Below are 21,945 nucleotides of genomic sequence, written 5' to 3' on the forward strand. Positions count from 1 at the left end.
ATTTCAAATGAAAAAAATTATATTAATAGTAAGTACAATTATACTTACACTACAAATAAAAGCAAAGACAATACACTTAATGGTTAAAGATGGCACTACCAACGAACCATTAATTGGTGCTAATATTTCAATACAAAATTCTTTAGATGGTGCCGTTACAGATATTGATGGAATGGCAATGTTAGACATCAATACAGAACAAGCAACTTATGTTTTAATTAGCTATGTAGGTTATACTACAGATTCTATATTGGTAGATAAAAAACAATCGAAGTACGAAATAGCTTTATTGCCAGATATTTCTTTAGAAGAAGTTCAAATTACTGCCAAGCAAAAATCAAACTATATTTCTGCTTTGTATCCAATAAAAACAGAAAAAATTAATAACGATGAATTACGAAAAGCGGCTTGTTGTAATTTATCAGAAAGTTTTCAAACCAATAGTGGCGTAGATGTTAACTATCAAGATGCAGCTACTGGTGCTAAAGAAATTAAGTTACTTGGATTAAGAGGTATTTATATACAAAACTTATTAAATAATCTTCCAGCATTAAGAGGACTTTCAGCAAACTACAGCTTAGACAATATTCCTGCAGCTTGGATAAGTAATATTTCTATTTCTAAAGGAATGCCATCTGTAAAATCTGGTTACGAAGGCATTACAGGTTCGCTTAATGTAGAACTACAAAATCCAATTTATAGCAAAGAAAAATTTTATATCGATGGATTTGGTAATAGCATGGGAAGAATTGAAACCAATATGCTTATCAATCATGAAATTGACCACAACTTAGGTACTTCTTTAATGTTTAGTGGAGGATTTAATCCATTGAATGTTGATAGAAATGACGATGGATTTTTAGATCAAACTAAATCTAAACAATACAATTTTGCAAATGCATGGTCGTTCAACAAAAAGAATGTAGAAGGACAATATTTAGTTAAAGCATTGAGCGAAGATAGAATTTCTGGACAAACCAACTACAATCCAATTACTACAGAAGCATCAGATAGTATTTATGGTATTCATGTAAAAAACAAAGGTGTAGAATTAATTGCTAAAACTGGATTCTTACTACAAAAACACAATGCAAGTATTGGTACACAGTTTGGCGGAACTTATTACAAACAAGATGCCAATTTTGATACAAAACAATACAATGGTATTCAAGGTTCTTTTGTAGGAAATATACTCTATCAAACAGATATAAAAAATGACAAGCACACTTTGGTAAATGGCATTAATTTTACCTATGATAATTTCGATGAATCATTTTTAAACACTACTCTTCAAAGAGACAATTATGTAATTGGATTATATGCTGAATACAGTTTTAAATTGCCTGAAAAATTTACATTAGTAGCTGGTTATCGTGCAGACTATAGTAATGTGGCAAAGTTTCAATTCAATCCAAGAGTACACATCAAATACAATATTACTAAAAACACTATTTTATTTGTTGCAGGTGGAAAAGGTTTTAGAATTCCAAACTTGTATGCAGACCATATTGCTTATTTGGCAAGTTCTAGAGATTGGCAAATTACCAATAATCCAACTTATGAAACAGCTTGGAATTATGGTGCTTCATTTATCCAAAATTTTGAATGGAAAGAAAGAGAAGGCAGCTTAATTATAGATTATTATAGAACCGATTTTCTAAAACAAATTATTGCAGATATTGACCAAGCAGACAATATTATTCACATTGATAACTTAAACGGAAAATCTTTTTCTAATAGTTTACTCGTAGAGTTTAATACCGATATTGTTAAAGGATTAAACTTTAAAGCAGCATATCGTTGGGAAGATGTAAAATCTACCTATCATGGTGTGTTGCTACAAAAACCTTTGCAAGCAATTCATAAAGGTTTGGTTACGCTTTCTTACGAAACACCAAAACAAAATTGGCAGTTCGATATTGTAACTGCTATTGTAGGAAAACAAAGATTGCCGAATAGTTTTAGTACAGAAAATTTAGATAGGAGAGCTTATTCTAAAGCTTTTGTTACACTAAATGCTCAAATTACTAAGAAATGGAAATTAGGCGAACTCTTTTTTGGATTAGAAAATTTAACTAACTTTACTCAACAACAGCCAATTTTAAATGCAGATAATCCGTATAAAACTGGATTTGATGCCAATCAGGTTTGGGGACCAATAAACGGAATTACAGCTCATGGTGGCTTTAGATTCTGGTTAGATAAAAACGAACACAATGATTAATATTATTAAAAATTTTAAACTTTAAATTAAACAACTCATTATGAAACAAATTAAATTATTATTTTCGGTATTAGCAGTAGTATTTGCTATTACACTAACATTTACAGCTTGTAAAGGCAAATGCGAAAAAGGTGAAAAATGCGACAAAACAGAACAGTGTTGTAAAGGCGATGAAAAATGTTGCGACAAATGTTCTGACGAATGTACACCAGACAATAAATGTTGCGATAAATGTACTAAAGAAGAATGCAAAAAAGAAGAAAAAGCATGTTGCGATAAAGATTCTGCTAGTACAGAAGGAGAAACAGTAACAACTGAGACACAAAAAGTTACAGATTCTATCAGTATGTAATTCTAAAGAAAAATCTGTTATAGATGGCAAAAGAAGCGTGGGAAGAAAAAATGCGGCGGCAAAGCGTGGCAATGTGGCGTGGAGCGATTATTTTTTCTTGATTTTCCATTTCCAAGCAGTGTCTCTCGGAGAGGACACTGCGTTAAGGAAAGGTACAATCTGTTATAGATGGCAAAAGAAGCGTAGGAAGAAAAAAGGAAATGTGCTCGATGTGTTATTTAAGATAAACCATTTTGTTCTGTAATTTTTCTTTGGCACGATTTTTTCTTGTATTTACATATAAACAAGCATTTCGTCATTCCAAAAAAATTCGTAGTATGCCGAAGAAATTTGTTTGGAATCTATATACAAAACAACTAAAAATGACTTATTATGAAATCAATTAAAATCATTGTACTTTCAGTAATGACAGTTTTTGCTTTAAGTGTATTAGCTAAGTCCACAAAAGTAAAATCTACATTTTTTGTAAACGGTGTTTGCGACCAATGTAAAGAGAGAATAGAAACTGCTGCATTAAATGCAGGAGCCAATAAAGCGTATTGGAGTGAAACTACTAAAGACTTAAGCGTAGTTTATGATAAGGATAAAATAGACTTACAAAAAATTCAAAAAGCAATTGCTTTAGTTGGACACGACAATGCTAAGTATAAAGCACCAGAAAAGGTTTACAATAACCTACATCACTGTTGCCAATACGAAAGACAATAACAAAACAAGTTGCGTTATTTCTGTGCAAACAGAAATCTAATTTAGCGTAACCAATTACAAAATTAGAACCACTGCTTATTACAATGAGTAGTGGTTTTTTTTTGGTTTTCTTTACAAATATTAAGAAAATATTATGCTACCTTTGCAAAAAAATATTTCACGCATGAGGCATATAAAACTTTTCTGTCTGGTAATGATTGGTTTCGTATTTATCAATTCAACATTTGCTCAAAAATCAAAAAAAGACAAAAAAAATAAAGCAACAACAACGGTAGAAGAAACTACTAAAAAAGATTCTACTGATAGTAAACCAAAACCTTTATACAAATCAATTAATGAAGTAACTAAAAATTGCAAAAAATACGATGGTTTATTCAACATCTATCAAGACACTACCAATGGCAAAGCGTATATAGAAGTCAGTGCAGACAAAATTGGTAAAGAGTTTATCTACTTTGCACACTCAATGAATGGTGTTATAGAAGCAGGTTATGTAAAAGGTGGATATAGAGACAACTCTATTTTTAAAGTAGAACAGTATTTTGGTAACATCAATTTCCGATTACAAAACACCAATTTTTATTTCGATCCAAACAATGCACTAAGCAAAGTAAAAGATGCCAATATCAATAGTCCTTTGTTTTTATCAGAAAAAATTCTAGCACAAACAGACAATAATTATTTAGTAAGTGCTGATGACCTTTTTTTAAGTGAAACCATTACACAAATCAAACGAGCTTCTTATCCAGGAAGCAGTCCAACCGAATTTAAATTAGGTTCATTAAGTAAAGATAAAACCAACTATATTGCTATCAAAAATTATCCAGAAAATACAGATGTAGCAGTAGAGTATGTGTATCAAAATCCAATGCCATTAAACTATGGTGGCGATGAAGTTACCGATGCAAGATATGTATCTATAAAAATGCAACACAGTATTATTGCAGTTCCAGAAAATAATTATCAACCAAGAAACTCTGATCCAAGAGTAGGTTATTTCGATGATAAAATTACCGACCAAACTACCACAGATGAAATTCCTTACAGAGATCAAATTCATCGTTGGTATTTAGAAAAGAAAGATTCAAATGCAGCTTTATCAGAGCCAGTAAAACCAATTGTTTGGTGGATAGAAAATACTACACCAGAATCATTCCGACCAATTATTAAAGAAGCCGTTTTAGAATGGAATAAATCTTTTGAAAAAGCAGGATTCAAAAATGCAGTAGAAGTATACATTCAACCAGATACAGCTAGTTGGGATGCTGAAGATATAAGATATAATGTTTTAAGATGGACATCATCTCCAAGACCACCGTTTGGTGGCTACGGACCAAGTTTTGTTAATCCAAGAACAGGTCAAATTTTAGGAGCAGACATAATGTTAGAACATATATTTTTAACCAATAGATTAATTTATGAAAAACTGTTCGATTTAACTAGTCAGAATGAAGAAGAACACAATCATAATTATAATCAATATGAATGTATGGCTGGTCAAATTATGAATGAGAATATGGCTACAAGTATGGCAGTATTAACTTCATACGGATTAAGTGATATTGATAAAGACAAATTTTTAAGACAAGCATTAAAAGACTTAATTATGCACGAAGTTGGACATACTATGGGTTTAAGTCATAATTTTATTGCAAGTCAAATGAATACTTTAGAACAAGTTTATAACAAAGATTATAGTACATCAAACGGATTAACAGCTTCTGTTATGGATTATACTGTTCCTAATATTGTTCCAGAAAAAATTGGCAAACAAAGTGTTTATTTTGATGATCAAACTGGTCATTATGATGATTGGGCTATTCAGTATGGTTATACTGTTTACAATTCTCCTGAAGCAGAAAAAATAGGATTGCAACAAATTCTAAGTCAATCTATAAAACCAGAGCATCGTTTTTTTAATGATGGCGATGATATGCGTTCTACAGGAAAAGGTATCGATCCAAGAGTAATGATTTACGACATGAGTGACGATGCAATTAGCTATGCAGCAAACAACACTGAAATGATGAACGATGCCATTGCTAAACTATTAGACATTTATGGAAAAGACACGGCTTCTTATCAACCATTGCGAAATGCATTTTTAATGTTATCATCTAGAGTAAATACAAACATGACTGTAGTTTCAAGATACATTGGTGGTGTTTATATTGATAGATCATTTGCCAACCAAAACTCACCAAATAAACCATACACACCAGTTCCGTTAGCAACTCAAAAGAAAGCAATGAGTACACTAGCAAAATATTTATTTGCACCAGATGCATTTGATTGTCAAGAACCAGTTTTAAATTATATTCAATATCAAAGAAGAGGATATTTAAGAGGTACAAATGAAGATGTAAAACTACACGATAGAATTGCTGGTTATCAAGACAATGTTTTAAATCAGTTATTACATCCAACGGTAACACAAAGAATTGTTGATGCATCTTTGTATGGCGATGAATATAGCATTAATGATATGATGACCGATTTAACCAACGCTATTTTTAGTGCAGATTTAGGTAAAAATGTAAATACCATTCGTCAGAATTTACAAGGACTGTATATAGAAAAATTATTGAGTATTATAGATAAAGACTCGTATTCTTTTCCAGTAAAATCTGCTGCATTTGCACAAGTTAATACCATTGAAAAATGGATGAAAGCAAATACAGGTGGCGATGCATTTACCAAAGGTCATAGAAGTAACTTACTACATATTATTAATGATACTTTAAGTAAATAATATAAAATTTATTTATCTCAAATTACAGATTAAAAATAGATCAACAGAAAAGATTAAGAAGCTTGTATCTTTTTTAGCATAAGAAGCATGAAATGCTTCAATGTTAATAACCATGCGATGAAACCATGGCAATAAGATGCTAATGTGTAACTTGGGTTTATAGTAACTTCACAAAGCATTGACTATTAATTACTTTTTCTTAATGAGTTGCTAAAACTCAATTAATCTCTTGTTTGTAACTTTGTATTACATTAAATATAAAAAAATGGACTCAAGAGAAAAATTCAAAGAAGCATTAGACGCAATCATTAATAACTTCAATCAAAAAGTAGAAGAGTTTAGAACTAGCTTTGATGATTTTACTGAAGATGTAAAAGTACAAGTGGAAGGTCAAAAAGAAAACTTTCAAGAATACGGTGAAAAGCTAAAAGGAAGATTGAATAAAATTGTAGATGTTGACAGATTTGAAAAAACTAAAGACGATATTTTAGCAGAAGCAGAAAATTTATTTGACGATACAAAGTCTAAAATTGATGAGTTCTTTAAAGTATTAAATGATAAAGTGAATGCTACTGAAAAGAAAGCAAAAGAACAAGCCAATAAATATTCTAAGTCTGCTAAAGCAACAAAATCTAAAATAGAAAAAGGAGCAAGCAAAGTAAAAAAAGACTTAGAAAAAACAGTAGAAGACATAGAAGATACAGTTAAGGATATAACCAATACTAAAAAGCCAGTAGCTAAGCAACCTGCAACGAAAAAGGCAGTAGCTAAAAAGCCAGTTGCCAAAAAAGCACCAGCTAAGAAACCTGCGGCTAAAAAGGCACCAGCTAAAAAAGCCACTACTAAAAAAACAACAACAAAGCAACCAAGTACTGCTAAAAAAGCATCTACTAAGAAAGCACCAGCTAAAAAATAATTTTTTAGTTTGTATAAAACGAGATTTCCTGCTAGGTTCGCTTAGCAGGATTTTTTATTTTAAGCATACTATAAATAACTATAATTAAATCTACACAAAATAAAATATCATACCAACAAACAAAGAAATTTATGAGATACCTTATTTTTCATTCAGATTATATATTAAAAGCGATATCTTGATTCTTGTATCTTGGCATGTATATAATTTAATTTGCGTACCTTTGTAAAAAAATATTGATATATGTTGTTAATACAAAAAGACATGGTAGTAAGTGTCAATTACGAATTAAAAGTAGATAAAGACGGCGAAATGGTCGTTGCAGATAAATCAAACGGAAATCCATTGGTTTTCTTACATGGAGCAGGTATGTTATTGCCAGAGTTTGAGCAAAACTTATTAGGTAAAAAAGTAGGCGATTCTGTTTCTTTTGCTATCAATCCAGAAAATGGTTATGGTGTACAAGACGAAAAAAATATTGTAAAAATTCCTATCGATAGTTTTAAAGACGACAAAGGTGAAATAGATACCAACCATGTAAAAGTAGGTAATGTATTACCAATGATGGATAATAATGGCAATCAATTTCAAGGTATTGTTTGCGATGTATCAGACGAGTTTGTGGTAATGGATTTCAATCATCCACTAGCAGGAAAAGTATTAAACTTTACTGTTGATGTAGTAGATGTAAGACCAGCAACTAAAGAAGAATTAGAACACGGACATGTTCATGGACCAGGTGGTCATCATCACTAAATAAATTTTAAAAAGGTCGTTTGTAATATAAACGACCTTTTTTATTTTTACACGAAAGTCATTACGAGGAAGTATGACGAAGTAATCTTTCAATGCTACTAGTTCTAGCTAATTTTAATGATTTGTCATAATACAAGCATCTGCCATTCTGAATGAAATGAAGAATCTCATAACTTAGAGATGACACTCTATATAGATTTAGCTACAATTTCCATTTCTACTTTTTCACTTAACATATCCCAATCTACAAAAAAATGGTATTACTTTTACCATCATGAATGATTTTAATAAAGTCATACAACTAATAACCAACAGTATTCAACAAAATGAATTGCTTAAATTAATATTGAGTGAGCCAAAAGCTACTAGCGATTTAAAAAAAGTCATCATACAACCAGTCATCATTAAACAAAAAAATCATTTGTCATTTGTTTATAGATACACGACCAAAGACATCACCAAAAATTTTCTATATGATGATGCACTAATAAACATTAAACAGTTACTACAAACACAGTTTAATGCTGCAAATATATTCACTACAACAACACATTATAGTGTCAATAGTCATCAAAATAAAATAAAAATTAAAGAACAAAAAAATACGACTATTACCAATAATAATTTACAGCATGATAGACAAAAAGATCAATTGTTTACACAAACTATTTTTTTAGAACAGTTAGGTTTAACCAATAGCAACGGACAAATATTACAAAACAAAGGCAAAAAAATTAATCAAATTAGAAAGTTTGTAGAAATATTGGGCGGACTAATTGAGCAATCTTCGTTGGATAAAAATAAAACACTACAAATCTACGACATGGGTTGTGGCAAAGCATATCTTACATTTGCCTTGTACGATTATCTCCATCATACAAAAAATATAAGTACAACAATAACTGGTGTTGAAGCAAGAACTGATTTAATACGACATAACAATCAATTAGCACAACAAATAAAATTTAATCATTTATATTTTGAAGAAGGATATATCTCTGACTTTAACTTTAAGAATATTGATATTTTAATTGCACTACATGCTTGCAATACAGCTACCGACGATGCTTTGTACAAAGCCATTAAAGCCAATGCTAAAATTATTGTAGTAGCACCATGTTGCCATAAAGAAATCAGACAACAAATAAGTAGCAATGATATCGCCATGCAAAGTATTTTAAAACATGGCATTTTAGCAGAACGACAAGCAGAAATGCTTACAGATACTATTAGAGCATTATTGTTAGAAATAAACGGATATAAAACAAAAGTATTTGAATTTGTATCTACAGAACACACTGCAAAAAATGTAATGATAACTGCTCAAAAAAGAGACCAAACAATTGATGTATCTAAATATCAAGCACAATTACAAGCACTCAAACAACAATTCAATATCAAAACACAGCACCTAGAACAACTTTTGTTAAAGTGCTAATCTTCAAAAAAATTGCTATTCCACTTTATTCAAAAAATACTGTATTTTTGATTGATGGCTACTATCAAACATATTGGTGTTTTTTGTTCTGGTGGCGATGCTCCAGGTATGAATGCAGCTGTGCGTGCTGTTGTTAGAACTGCAATACAAGCCAATCTAAAAGTGAGTGGTATTATTGGTGGTTATCAAGGCATGATAGACGGAAATTTTATGCCAATGTATTCGCATACAGTTGGCAATATTATTCATCGTGGAGGTACTATTCTAAAATCTGCAAGAAGCAAAGATTTTCATACAAAAGAAGGTAGAGCTAAAGCAATGGAGCAATTGAAACTTCATCAATTAGATGCTTTAATTGCAATTGGTGGCGATGGTACTTTAAAAGGAGCAACACTATTTACACAAGAACATCAAATTCCATTTATAGGTTTACCAGGAACAATTGATAACGATTTGAATGGCACAGACTTTACCATTGGTTACGATACTGCTGTTCAAACTGCTGTAGAATGCATCGACAAAGTGAGAGATACTGCACAGTCGCACAACAGAATTTTTTTTATTGAAGTAATGGGAAGAGATGTTGGTACTATTGCATTGGCTAGTGGTATTGCCGCTGGTGCCGAAGATATTTTAATACCAGAAACAGTTACTAATATTCAACAAATTGCTGCAAGAATAAACGCCAATCATCATAAGCAATCCTATTTAATTATTGTAGCAGAAGGTGATGAAGCTGGTGGTGCGATGGCTATAGCAAATGATTTTCAACAACAAAATCCAAACTATGATGTTAAGACTTTAATCTTAGGTCATTTGTTAAGAGGTGGAAGTCCTACTGCTAACGACAGAATTTTGGCTTCTCGTTTAGGTGTAGCTGCTGTAGATGAATTGCTAAAAGAAAACTATAATCATATGATTGGTATTCATCACAATAAAATTATTACAACTCCATTTGAACAGTGTACCAAACATTTATTAGAAATAAATAAAGAATATCAAAATTTATTATATAAATTATCTTATTGATTTTATTTAATATCAAATGTAATTTACTAGCACGACTTACATTCCGAACTCGTTTCGGAATCTGTTGTTAAAAAAGAATAAGACATTAAAAAAGATTCTGAAATAAACTTGCCTACTGCTAATGCAAACAGTTTCAGAATGTATTTTATTTGCTAATTTTGTATTTAGACAAAAATGCTAGTTAAAATAAAATGAAGTATTTTATATAAATCTTTAATAAGTAATCAACAATATCATGATACAAAAAAACAGATACCCAAATTTAAATCCACAATTATTTATAGATAATAGAAAACGACTAGCAAAGCACTTACCTAAAAATGCAATGGCAATTTTATTTGCTAACGATGAAATGCCAAGAACTGGTGATGCTTACTACGATTTTAAACAGAATTCTAATTTCTTTTATTTAACAGGCATTGACCAAGAACAATGTGCTTTTATTTTTTATCCAGATTGTCCAAATCCAAAATTTAGAACGACTTTATTTCTTAGAAAAACCAACGAACATATTGCAGTTTGGGAAGGTTATAAATACACCATTGAAGATGCTAAAAAAATATCTGGTATTGATACTATTGTTTGGATAGATAGTTTTGATGATACACTAGCTATGTTAATGACATTTTGTAGTGAAGTGTTTATCAATATCAACGAGAACGACAGAGCTTTGAATTATGTAGCATATAAAGATATTCGTTTTGGTAATGAATTGCGACAGATGTATCCAGCACATCAAATTAATCGTTTAGAACCGATAATGAAAAAATTGCGTGCTGTAAAAAGCAAACAAGAAATTGAGTTGATTGCTAAAGCTTGTAATATTACTAGAGATGCTTTTAATCGTGTGTTGCATTTTGTTCAACCTAATGTAAATGAATACGAAGTAGAAGCAGAAATTATTCATGAATTTATCAGACAAGGTGCAACAGGTCATGCTTATACACCAATCATTGCTTCAGGAAAAAATGCTTGCGTTTTACATTATATCAATAATAATAATATTTGTAAAGATGGCGATTTATTATTGATGGATTTTGGTGCACAGTATGCTAACTACAATGCAGATTTAACTAGAACCATTCCTGTAAATGGAAAATTTACTGCAAGACAAAAAGCAGTGTATAATGCTGTTTTAAAAGTAATGAAACATGCCAAGAAGATTTTAAAACCTGGCGTTTTGTTAAGCGATTATCAAGATGAAGTAGGAAAAGTAATGGAAGCAGAATTGATACAACTTAAATTGTTAGACAAAACAGCTGTTAAAAATCAAGATAAAGACAATCCGTTGTACAAACAATATTTTATGCATGGCACTTCGCATCATTTAGGTTTAGATGTGCATGATACTTGCGATAGATTTGCTCCAGTACAAATTGGCAATGTGTTTACAGTTGAACCTGGAATATATATTCCAAAAGAAAATATTGGTATTAGAATAGAAAACGATATTGTAATTGGCAAGACAAAAAACACTGATTTAATGGCAGATATTCCTATTGAAGTAGAAGAAATAGAAAGCATCATGCAAGGAAAAAAACGAAAAAAGTAATTAAAGTGTTTCGCCAGCTTTTAGTTTTTCAGCATTTTCTTCCATAATTAATTTATCAATAATTGGATTTAAATCACCGTTCATAATTTCTGGTAAATTATAAAGCGTTAAATTAATTCTATGGTCGGTAACTCTTCCTTGTGGATAGTTATAAGTTCTAATTTTTGCAGATCTATCACCAGAAGAAACCAGCGTTTTTCTTTTCTTAGAAATCTCTGCATGATGTTCTTCTAAAGCTTTTTCATACAATCTAGTTCGTAGTACTTTTAAAGCACTTTCGTAGTTTTTAATCTGCGATCTTCCATCTTGACACTCTACTACCATACCTGTTGGAATATGTGTTAGTCGAACAGCAGATTCTGTTTTATTGACATGCTGTCCACCAGCACCAGATGCTCTAAATACATCTTTTCTAATATCACTTTCTTTAATATCAACATCTACTTCTTCTGCTTCTGGTAAAACAGCAACTGTAGCAGCAGAGGTATGTACTCTACCTTGCGATTCTGTTTCTGGAATTCTTTGTACACGATGTACACCACTTTCATATTTTAAAATTCCATAAACTCCATTTCCACTTACTTCAACAACTACTTCTTTATAACCACCAACAGTGCCTTCGTTTTCAGAAATGATTTCAGTCGTCCACTTCATCGTATCACAATATCTCAAATACATTCTTAGTAAATCGCCTGCAAAAATACTTGCTTCGTCGCCACCAGTTCCTGCTCTAATTTCTAGAATAGCATTTTTATCATCTTCAGGATCTTTAGGTACTAACAATAATTTTATTTGTTCTTCTATTGCTGGAAGTTGAGCTTCTTGTTCGTCTAATTCCAATTTAGCCATTTCTCTAAGCTCATCATCTTTTTCTTCTTTTAAAACTTGCTTATTATAGCTAATATTGCTTAGCAAATTTTTATATTGATGATAGATAGCTACAATAGGTTCTAAATCTCTATACTCTTTTCCAACTTTTTTAAACTGTTGCATATTCGCCACTACACTTGGGTCAGAAAGTTGTAATTCCAAGTCTTTAAATCTAATCTCTATCGCTGCTAATTTGTCTAACATAGTATAACGGTGCAAAAATAATACAATAATTGCTAGTAATGTTATCTATTTAAAACTTCTTATTAAGATAAAAGAGTTGTGCTATTTAATTAAAAACTTTTCAGACGCAATTTTATCTTTTGTTATTAGTGAACCTATATAAACGCCTTTTGGAAGTGTAGATAATGAAATTTTATTGTTTGCACTACTTACATGATTTTGGTAGTATATCTTTCCACTTAAATCTGATATAGAGAGTACTGCATCTATTGGCATTAAATTTGTTTGGTTTATATTCATAAATAAATATCCATTGGTATAATAAATAGAAAATTCATTTTTATTGGTAGTTATTTTTGTAGGAACATTGGTTCTTTTATAATAAGGGGCTAAAGGTGATTTTAGTTGAACTGTATCTACAACTTGTTGTGTTGGATATAAGTTACTTTGCTTGTCTTTAGTACACAATCTATATAAAAATCTTGGTGGATAATTATTTATATTATAAGAACTATCTACATTCCAATAATTACAGCAAACAGAGTCATTATTAATTTCTAAAATACAATATCCTTTATTGTTTTGACCAATAAACTTACAATGTGGATTGTTTGGATAATACCAATTAGGATCAACTGAAAAAACATCACCATCGCCTAAACCATCAACTACAAATTCTACACCAAGTGTTTTATTGTTATTCATATATGGAGTAGTTCTATCCATTTCAATATTATATGCCATGAAGTTGTGAATATCTCCAGATACAACTACAAAATTTTCTATATTGTTTGATTTAATAGTATCTAATAATTGTCTTCTTTCTAATGGATAGCCATCCCAACTTTCTGGATGTCTAATTTTTGAAAGCGGAAAGAGCAATTGTCCTATAAAAAAAGGAGAAAAAACAACTTGATTGGACAAAATTTTCCATTTTGCATTGCTATTTTTGAGTCCATCGCAAAGCCAATTGAGTTGTGTTTTACCAAGCATTGTTCTATCAGAATCATCTATGTTTTCAATGTCGGCAGTGCCTAAAGCTGTAGTATTAAATGGACGAAGCAAAAAGCGTATATCTTGTCTGCTTCTATCCGTTCTATTGTCTATAAAATAAAACTCTGCCAAATTACCAAAAGCTTTATTGGTATTAATATAGTTCGACCTATTGGCATCATCTCTCAAAGGCATCCACTCCATATATGCTTGTATCGCTGCTTGTTTTCTTACTAAGTAATCGCCTTGATATGGAAAATGTTTGGCAGCAGTATCTGCATTGGCATCATTAGCAAATTCATGGTCGTCCCAAATCGTCATAAAAGGATATTGTCGGTGTAAATCTCTAAGCGATTCGTCTAATCTATAATGTCCATATCTTGCTCTGTATCCATCTAAAGTATAAACTGCTTGTCTAGGAAAATTATATCTATTTAAAGTGTCAAATGTATTTGGATTAAAACCATCTTCATAAATATAGTCGCCTAAGTGTATTACTAAATCTACATTATTTAAATTGTTGACTATATCGTAAGCATTATAATAAGCTCCTGCATAATTGGTACAACTAAAAAATGCTATTTTTAAGTTTTTAATAGAATCACTTTCACTAGGCAAAGTATGCGTTCTACCTCTTTGAGAGTAATTTTTACCTACATTAAATTCGTAATAATAATAAGTATTGGACATTAAATTTTGTACATCTACTTTTACAGTGTAATCTTTAGTAGCATCAGTAGTAGTAGTACCTGCTTGTATTATTTCATTAAAGCTAGTATCTTTGGCAACTCTCCAATGTACTTCTTCATAACTATTGTTGCTACTTACTCTTGTCCAAATAATAACACTATTAAAAGTTGGGTCTCCAGATGCAACACCATGGTAAAAAGGAAAGAGTGTTGAATCTGGAGTACTCCTGTTTAATGGTTGAATAGGATTTTGACTTAACCCAACTAAATAATAAAGCATAATTAGGAATAAAGAGCATCTCATAGGTAAGGTATATGAGATAAAGGTATATTATGAATTAAATAATTTTTTATACAAATAAATGTATTTGTCAAATTTTAAAAGGAATAAAAAACTATTTATATTAAATTTATTTACAATGCCTTATTGGGTTAATTTTATTTTTACTCAGTATTTACTATAAAAAACTATTAATCTTCAAAAAATTAGCGTTTTTTTTAGATTACAAAAAACTAGCATTGTCAAAAAAAACAGGCAATTTTATTAAAAAGCATCTTGAAAAATTCTTTTAATGATTGGTGTGTATCCTACTGGCATTGTTCTTTGCATGCTGTCGGCAAGATAAGTTTCAATACCAATTAACAATCTTTCGTCTTTATTTTTTATGGCTTTAATAATTTGTTTTGCAGCAGCTTTTGCAGAAGTTCTGCCAGCATTTTTTCTAAACTTTTCTACTAATTCATCAACCGTTTCTTTGTTGTCGTAATGAACACCATTTCGTACAATATTAGTATCAATACCACCAGGATGAACACAAGTTGTAGTAATATTTGTGCCTTCTAGTTCCATTCTAAGAGCTTCAGTAAAACCTCTTACTGCAAATTTTGTAGTACAGTAAGCCACTTGTTGTTTAACTCCTAGCAATCCAAATAAACTAGAAATATTTACAATGCTTGCTTCCGGTCTGTTTAACATACTATCAATAAAACCTTTGGTGTGTAGTACAACGCCCCATAAATTTACATCAACAATATTTCTAAAATCTTCTACTTTAAGATCATTGAAATCTATAGTGCCTAAAGCATATCCAGCATTATTAATTAAAACATCTATATATCGATGTTTGTCTAATACTGTCGCCACAAAATTATTAATAGCACTTTCATCACTAACATCTACTACAAAATACTCGCATTGATTCCCTTTGTTTACAATATTCGTAGCTGTTTCTGCTATAGTATCTTTGTTCTTATCAGAAATAATAACTAATGCACCAGCATCAGATAATTGATATGCCATTTCTCGTCCCATTCCAGAACCAGCTCCAGTAATTACAGCTATTTTGTTTTTAAATGATTTCATTTTTATGTTTTAGATAAGCTAAATCTACAAATGAATTTTTAAAGTTGTTTAAAACCACATTGATTTTTATCTTTTGTTTAGTAAATTTTAATTGTGTATTTATTTACAATTTTTAACATACAATTAAAACAAAATACTTCAACTTTGTGTTCTTAAACATAGAACCTTTACTAACGAGGAAATTAAAATTAAAAGATGATAAAAAATTTAAGTAAAATAGGATTGGTTTTATTGTGTGCAGTGTTGACTGTAAGTGCAACTGGTCAAACAAACTTTGCTATAGATACCAAGAAAAGTACATTAGCATGGGAAGGTAAAAAGATTACAGGCAAACACAATGGCAATGTAGATATTAAGAGTGGTACTTTAGTTATTAAGAATAACAATATTGCAGGTGGAAATTTTGTTATAGATATGAATTCAATAACATGTGCTGATATTGAGAATGAAGAGTATAACAAAAAATTAGTGGGTCATTTAAAAAATGATGACTTCTTTGCAACCGAAAAGTATCCAACTGCGTCTTTAGTATTGAAAAAAATTAAGCGATATAAAAGCGAAGCTGGAAAGTATGAATTGACAGCAGATTTAACGATTAAAGGAATTACAAAGTCAATTGTATTTCCTGCGAAATTGACAAAAACTGGCAATACTTACAAAGCAACAGCAAACATTACAATAGATAGAACTTTATGGAATATTCAATATGGTTCATCTAAGTTCTTTGATGCTCTTGGAGATAAAGCAATAAAAGATGACATTAATTTTAATGTAGAATTGCAAACAAAATAGTATCTTTACAATAAATTGTTTAGTGCAATGCTAAACAATTGGTTTTTCATAGTTTTATGGTTTTTGTGGTTAATCCCGTCTTTCGACGGGATTAATCATTTCTAGTGTTATATATGATGAATTACAGCCAACTGTTCGTTGCTAAAGAAATTATGTTGTGCTAATTCCAATAGTACAAGTTCAGCATCTTGTTGTTCAATACCTCTTGCAAAAACAACTTCTTTATTAGGTGTATTAAATTTTAATACAGTTCTATTTCGTTCTATCCAGCTTTGGTTTCTTTTTACTTTGTAAATTTCTTTATCAATTCTTAAGTTGCTAATTTCTTGTATTGGATAAAAATTTCTTCTATAAAAAAAAATAAGTGGTTTGTCTGTAATTAAATACTCGTTGGTAATGATTACTCGTTCTCTACCAAAAAACATCCAAATAAAAATAGAAACACCAATAGTGCCTATAAACGACCACGATGCAATAATAAGGAGCAATAAAACTTTAGTCCAATAACCATGTCCACTAATACTATAACGAATTAAATAAAATAAACCAAAGCACCACAAAATACTAGCAGCAATCATAATAAGCAATCGATATTTGCTCTTTCTCAAAGGTAAAATGAAAGACAAACTATCTTTAGTTGATTTTATTTTTACGCGTTTTCTCAAGGTTAATCTTATTGGCTAATTTATAAATTTATTTCAATTATAAATAAGTAGCAATGTATTTTAACTAAAAATATAGAAAGCAAACAAGAAGAACTAGCTAGCACAATAAAACACTATTCAAAGCAATATAACATTCTTTATTTTTAAATATTCAAAATACTCAAAACAAGTATACTAAATAATTTTATTTTTAACCTTTTTTTGTGGATAAAAGCCATAGTAAAACCAATGCTTTACCAGCATTTTTTCGTATCTTTGTTACTTAATAATTTTGAATGAGCGAAGACAATAAAGATATAGAAAATAAAGGATATAGTGCCGATAATATTCGTGCCTTAGAAGGTTTGGAAGCAGTAAGAATGCGTCCTGGTATGTATGTTGGTGGTACCGACTTAAGAGCTTTACATCACTTAGTTAACGAAGTATTAGATAACTCTATCGATGAAGCTTTAGCTGGCTATTGCGATAAAATTGAAATTACCATTCACAGCAACAACAGTATTACTGTAAAAGACAATGGTAGAGGTATTCCTGTAGATATTCATAAAGAAAAAGGTGTTTCTGCTTTAGAAGTAGTAATGACCAATCTACACGCAGGTGGTAAATTCGACAAAAACAACTATAAAGTTTCTGGTGGTTTAAATGGTGTGGGTGTTTCTTGCGTTAATGCTTTGTCATCACATTTAACAGCAACAGTACACAGAAACGGAAAAGAGTACATACAAGAATATTCAAAAGGAGAGCCATTATATCCAACTAAAGAAATTGGTACAGCAAACGATACAGGTACTATGGTTACTTTTTTAGCAGATGATACCATTTTTGATGAAGTAAACTACAAGTACGAAACTTTAGCTAATCGTTTAAGAGAAATGTCTTTCTTAAACAAGAATGTGCGTATTACGCTTACTGATGAAAGAGAAGTTGATGATAATGGCAATCCAAAAAGTAATACCTTTTATTCTGAAAACGGATTGGTAGAATTTGTTCAATACATTGATGCTAGTAAAACACCAATCATTAATGAACCAATTTATGTAACAGCTTCGCAAGATGATGTTCATGTAGAAGTAGCTATGCAATACAATACAGGATATTCCGAAGTGATACAATCTTACGCTAACAATATCAATACTTATAATGGCGGAACACATGTGTCTGGTTTTAAAAGAGCCATTACACATTATTTCAAAAAATATGCAGATGCCAACGGATTCTTTAGCAAGTTAAAATTTGCTGTTTCTGGCGAAGATTTTAGAGAAGGATTATCTGCTGTTATTTCTATAAAAATTCCAAATCCACAGTTTAAAAGTCAAACTAAAGACGAAGTTACCAATTCAGAATTGTCAGGTATTGTTTCTGCTTGTGTAGGTAATGCCTTAGAAATCTACTTAGAAGAAAATCCAAAACAAGCAAGAACTATAATTGATAAGGTAATTATTGCTGCTACAGCTAGACATGCTGCTAGAAAAGCTAGAGAATTAGTTCAACGAAAAAGTGTTTTGTCTGGAAGTGGTTTGCCTGGAAAACTTGCCGATTGCTCTGAAAAAGATCCATCGCTTTGCGAAATTTACTTAGTAGAGGGTGACTCTGCTGGTGGTACTGCAAAACAAGGTCGTAATAGAAATTATCAAGCCATTATGCCTTTGCGTGGTAAAATTCTAAATGTAGAAAAAGCACTCGAACACAAAATCTACGACAACGAAGAAATCAAAAACATTTTTACAGCATTAGGTGTTACTAGAGGAACAGAAGACGACGATAAAGCACTCAATACTGTAAAACTTAGGTATCACAAAATTATTATCATGTGTGATGCCGATGTCGATGGTTCGCATATTACTACACTTATCCTAACTTTCTTTTTTAGATATATGCGAGAATTGGTAGAAAAAGGATATGTATATATTGCCAATCCACCATTATACTTAGTTAAAAAAGGCAATAAACAACAATATGCTTGGACAGAAAAACAACGCTTAACAGCTATTAAAGAAATTGCTGGTGATGCCAAAGAAGATAGTGTACATGTACAACGATATAAAGGTTTAGGTGAGATGAATGCTGAACAATTATGGTCAACTACCATGAATCCAGAAACCAGAACGCTAATGCAAGTTACCATAGACAATGCAGCTGAAGCTGATAGAATTTTCTCTATGTTAATGGGCGATGAAGTTCCACCAAGAAGAGAATTTATAGAAACACATGCTACTTATGCTAAAATTGATGTTTAAGTTGCTATGAAAAAAGCTGTACTTACAGGAGCTGCTGGTCATATTGGTTTTAATGTTGCTCAACAGTTATTAGAAAAAAAATATGAACTTACTTTATTGGTTCGTAGTATTAATACTAATGTTATTGAATTACAAAACCAAGGAGCAACTGTTGTACCATGCAATTTATTTCAACCAGAATCGTACGAACAATATTTAAACAATATTGATGTTTTATTTCATTTAGCTGCAGAAAATACTACAGCTATGGCAAATGCTGCTAGTGTATTAAGCAACAGCATCGATTTAACGAAAACAGTACTACAAACTTGTTTAAAACAAAGTGTTCCTACAGTTGTTTATACAAGTTCTGTTGTAGTCATTGGCAGAAGTACTGACAAAAATATTCTGCTAAACGAAACCAATCTTACTACAACAGCAGAAAGTCCTTATGTAGAAGGAAAACTACAAGCAGAACAGTTTGTTACACAATTCATCCAAGAAAACAATATTGATGTTCGTAGAGTTTATCCAAGTTGGGTTGTTGGTAGTGGCGATGCAAAACTAACACCTCCACATAAAGTTGTCAAAGATTTTATAACAAAAAGCCAACCATTCTATTTTGATGGTGGTGTATCTATTGCAGATGTAAAAGATGTTGCCTACGGACATATTGCTGCTTACGAAAGAGGCGAGAAAAACGGTTCGTATATTCTTTCTGGTGATAATATTACATTCAAAGAATTATATCAAATTTTATCATCGTATTCGCATCAAAAAATGCCAAAAATAAAACTACCTAAGTGGTTTATTTATATAGCAGCATGGATTTTACAAAAAGCATTAAAACTAATAGGCAAAGAATCACCTATTAGTCCAGAATATGTACAAACAGTGGTAGGCAATTATTCTTGGTATGATAGTACTAAAGCACAAAAAGAGCTTGGTTTTAAAATCACTAAAGCCAACAACAGTTTAAAACCAGTTGTTCAAGATTCGTATAAAAGAATGGCAGGTACTTTATTACTAGGAAAACAAACCAAAACACTACCCACTTTAGCTCCAAATACTAGCGAAGATATTTTGTTGATTACAGGAGTTCCTGGTTGGTTAGGCAATAGAATGATAGACATTTTAATTAATGGCGACAGATTTGGCAATTATCGTTCTAATAGAAAAGTTAGAGTTTTAATTGAACCAAGATTTAAAGCTTATATCAACTTACCAAGCAATTACGAAATTGTATATGGAGATATTACCAATGCTGATGATATGCTACAAATTACAAAAGGAGTAAAAACAGTTTTTCATTTAGCAGGAGCTATTTATCCTAAAAATATTGATGTATTATACAAAGTAAACGAACAAGGCACTAAAAATTTAGTCGATGCTTGTATTGCCAACAGCGTAGATAGATTTATATATATGAGTACCGATTCTACTTGTGGTCATGGTACCAAAGCACAACCTATTTTTGATGAAAATACCAAAGCGACACCTTATAAGAATTATGGTAAAAGTAAATATGCTGGCGAAAAATATGTATTAGATAAAACTGCTGAAGGAAAAATAAAAGGAACAAGTTTAAGAGGTTTTTGGTTTTTTGGTCCATTTGCACCAGACCGACAATTAAACTTTGTCAATATGTTTTATTGGCCACGACAAATTGTATTTGGCAATGGCAAAAACTTAAGAAGCATTTCTCATGTAGATAATATTATTAGCGCATTTTTTGAAGCAGAGAACAATGAAAAATCTGTAGGCAATTGGTATTGGATAGGCAACGACCAACCATTTTTAACTGTAGATAATATTTATCAAGCTATAGCAAACGCATTAGGTGTAAAATACAAACCATTGTATGTACCTAAATTTGTATGTAGATTACTAGAACTATTCGATAGCGTTTTAGGTAAGTTCAACTACTTACAACCAACTATACACGCAGCAGGTAAATTTGACTACGACATAGCTGGCACTATAGACAAAGCCAAATCAGACTTTGGTTACGAGCCAAAAGTAACACTAGAAGACGCCGCAAAAGAGCTAGCAAAGTAAAATACCCGTCATTCTCAACCTGCCTGCGGTAGACCAGATAAATTTCTTCGTTATACTACGAAATTTTCTGGAATGATACGCCATTGCTGAATGGTTATTTGTTTATAATAAATAACCTGAGTTCGGTTTTAAAAATATCTAAAAATTTTATAAGTGCTTAATTTATATTGTACTAGTTGTATGTTTTAGTAACTTAATAAGTGCGTAGCACTTCAACTTTATTAGAAATGATTGAAAATTTATAAAATACAGCGTAGCTGTATTACCTTTAAAATCTGCTTAAATCTAAATTGTTGATAAACAGTATTTTACAATAACTTTTAAACCGAACTCAGGTTAGTAATGCGTGGCGTAGCTACGCAACCTTAAAAACAAACAAAATGAAAACC

Annotated in this window: 16 protein-coding genes; 12 read left to right on the forward strand and 4 right to left on the reverse strand. The window is 30.9% G+C overall.

Annotated features, from left to right (window positions below; translation table 11 throughout):
- Positions 1–7: 7 nt before the first annotated feature.
- The 9 genes from H6553_10865 (at position 8) to H6553_10905 (ending at position 11,727) form a co-directional block, all read left to right on the forward strand.
- A complete protein-coding gene (locus H6553_10865; protein ID MCB9034330.1) occupies positions 8–2,224 on the forward strand; it encodes a TonB-dependent receptor in 2,217 nt (738 codons plus the stop codon).
- A gap of 40 nt (positions 2,225–2,264) precedes the next feature.
- On the forward strand, positions 2,265–2,576 hold the full coding sequence (locus tag H6553_10870; GenBank protein MCB9034331.1) for a hypothetical protein: 312 nt from the start codon (positions 2,265–2,267) through the stop codon (positions 2,574–2,576).
- A 372-nt stretch (positions 2,577–2,948) separates the two neighbouring features.
- Positions 2,949–3,284 (forward strand): hypothetical protein, encoded by a 336-nt coding sequence (locus H6553_10875; GenBank protein MCB9034332.1) that lies wholly within the window; start codon positions 2,949–2,951, stop codon positions 3,282–3,284.
- Between the two features lie 163 nt (positions 3,285–3,447).
- A complete protein-coding gene (locus H6553_10880; protein ID MCB9034333.1) occupies positions 3,448–6,036 on the forward strand; it encodes a zinc-dependent metalloprotease in 2,589 nt (862 codons plus the stop codon).
- A 265-nt stretch (positions 6,037–6,301) separates the two neighbouring features.
- A complete protein-coding gene (locus H6553_10885; protein MCB9034334.1) occupies positions 6,302–6,952 on the forward strand; it encodes a hypothetical protein in 651 nt (216 codons plus the stop codon).
- 243 nt (positions 6,953–7,195) lie between these two features.
- A complete protein-coding gene (locus tag H6553_10890) occupies positions 7,196–7,708 on the forward strand; it encodes a peptidylprolyl isomerase (GenBank protein MCB9034335.1) in 513 nt (170 codons plus the stop codon).
- 274 nt (positions 7,709–7,982) lie between these two features.
- On the forward strand, positions 7,983–9,146 hold the full coding sequence (locus H6553_10895) for an SAM-dependent methyltransferase (GenBank protein MCB9034336.1): 1,164 nt from the start codon (positions 7,983–7,985) through the stop codon (positions 9,144–9,146).
- 54 nt (positions 9,147–9,200) lie between these two features.
- Positions 9,201–10,175, forward strand: coding sequence for a 6-phosphofructokinase (pfkA, locus tag H6553_10900; GenBank protein MCB9034337.1), 975 nt, complete (start codon positions 9,201–9,203; stop codon positions 10,173–10,175).
- A 235-nt stretch (positions 10,176–10,410) separates the two neighbouring features.
- Complete coding sequence (locus H6553_10905) at positions 10,411–11,727, forward strand: aminopeptidase P N-terminal domain-containing protein (protein ID MCB9034338.1); 1,317 nt, start codon at positions 10,411–10,413, stop codon at positions 11,725–11,727.
- On the opposite strand, the gene prfA is transcribed toward H6553_10905, so the two are convergent.
- The 3 genes from prfA to H6553_10920 form a co-directional block, all read right to left on the reverse strand.
- Positions 11,728–12,801, reverse strand: coding sequence for a peptide chain release factor 1 (gene prfA / locus H6553_10910; GenBank protein MCB9034339.1), 1,074 nt, complete (start codon positions 12,799–12,801; stop codon positions 11,728–11,730).
- An 81-nt stretch (positions 12,802–12,882) separates the two neighbouring features.
- The gene (locus H6553_10915; protein MCB9034340.1) at positions 12,883–14,742 is read right to left on the reverse strand and encodes an alkaline phosphatase D family protein; all 1,860 of its coding nucleotides are present in this window, start codon (positions 14,740–14,742) and stop codon (positions 12,883–12,885) included.
- A 264-nt stretch (positions 14,743–15,006) separates the two neighbouring features.
- Positions 15,007–15,825, reverse strand: a complete 819-nt coding sequence (locus tag H6553_10920) for an SDR family NAD(P)-dependent oxidoreductase (protein MCB9034341.1) — start codon at positions 15,823–15,825, stop codon at positions 15,007–15,009.
- 198 nt (positions 15,826–16,023) lie between these two features.
- Between H6553_10920 and H6553_10925 the strand changes: the two genes are divergently transcribed.
- A complete protein-coding gene (locus H6553_10925) occupies positions 16,024–16,617 on the forward strand; it encodes a YceI family protein (GenBank protein MCB9034342.1) in 594 nt (197 codons plus the stop codon).
- 107 nt (positions 16,618–16,724) lie between these two features.
- Here H6553_10925 and H6553_10930 read toward each other — a convergent pair whose 3' ends face one another.
- On the reverse strand, positions 16,725–17,282 hold the full coding sequence (locus tag H6553_10930; GenBank protein ID MCB9034343.1) for a hypothetical protein: 558 nt from the start codon (positions 17,280–17,282) through the stop codon (positions 16,725–16,727).
- A 275-nt stretch (positions 17,283–17,557) separates the two neighbouring features.
- Here H6553_10930 and gyrB point away from each other — a divergent pair, with 275 nt between their 5' ends.
- Together gyrB and H6553_10940 are read left to right on the forward strand one after the other, a co-directional pair.
- Complete coding sequence (gyrB, locus tag H6553_10935; protein MCB9034344.1) at positions 17,558–19,519, forward strand: DNA topoisomerase (ATP-hydrolyzing) subunit B; 1,962 nt, start codon at positions 17,558–17,560, stop codon at positions 19,517–19,519.
- Between the two features lie 6 nt (positions 19,520–19,525).
- Positions 19,526–21,556 carry an NAD-dependent epimerase/dehydratase family protein gene (locus tag H6553_10940; GenBank protein MCB9034345.1) on the forward strand — a complete coding sequence of 677 codons (2,031 nt, stop codon included), beginning with the start codon at positions 19,526–19,528 and terminating at the stop codon, positions 21,554–21,556.
- Positions 21,557–21,945: the final 389 nt, after the last annotated feature.

The organism is Chitinophagales bacterium (assembly GCA_020636535.1).
Classification (GTDB): domain Bacteria; phylum Bacteroidota; class Bacteroidia; order Chitinophagales; family JADIYW01; genus JADJSS01.